Source organism: Candidatus Thiosymbion oneisti, from assembly GCF_004359955.1.
GTDB lineage: Bacteria > Pseudomonadota > Gammaproteobacteria > Chromatiales > Chromatiaceae > Thiosymbion > Thiosymbion oneisti.
On the sequence record NZ_SMSC01000120.1, the window covers coordinates 1 to 699 of the forward strand.

The 699-nt window shown below is 63.7% G+C and carries 1 protein-coding gene; it reads left to right on the plus strand.

Features of this window, described 5'->3' with window-relative positions:
* The coding region (locus E1958_RS19695; RefSeq protein ID WP_133513380.1) for a DDE-type integrase/transposase/recombinase at positions 1–699 on the plus strand (699 nt) is incomplete at both ends.

The following is a 699-nucleotide window of genomic DNA, read 5'->3' on the forward strand; positions in this document are numbered from 1 at the left end:
GCAGTCTACCACCTCAATCGCCACACGGTTGCGAAATGGCGCCGACGCGAAGGGACAGATGATGCCTCCCACCGCCCGCACCGGCTCCAGGCGACCCTCAGCGCGGCCCAGGAAGCGGTGGTCGTGACCTTGCGTGAGAGCCTGCTGTTGCCCCTGGATGACCTGCTGGCGGTGACCCGCGAGTTCATCCACGGCGAGGTCTCGCGCTCGGGCCTGGACCGCTGTCTGCGCCGCCATGGCGTGTCGAACCTCAAGGCGCTGATGCCCCAGGAGGATGGCGCCAAGCCGCCGGTGAAGAGCTTCAAGGATTACGCGCCCGGCTTTGTGCACGTGGACGTGAAGTACCTGCCCCAAATGCCGGATGAGGACCAGCGGCAGTATCTCTTCGCCGCCATCGACCGCGCCACGCGCTGGGTTTACGTGGAACTCCTCAAGGACAAGTCAGCCGCCTCCGCCAGCGGTTTTCTCAAGCGCTTGATCGAGCAGGCGCCGTTCACCATCACCAAGGTTCTCACCGACAATGGCAAGGAATTCACCGACCGCTTCTGTGCCACCGGTGCCCATGCCTTCGATCAGGTCTGCGCTGCCAACCACGTCGAACACCGCTTGATCAAACCTAGAACCCCCCAAACCAACGGCATGATCGAGCGCTTCAACGGCCGCATCGCTGACGTCTTGGCCACCACCCGCTTCGACTCA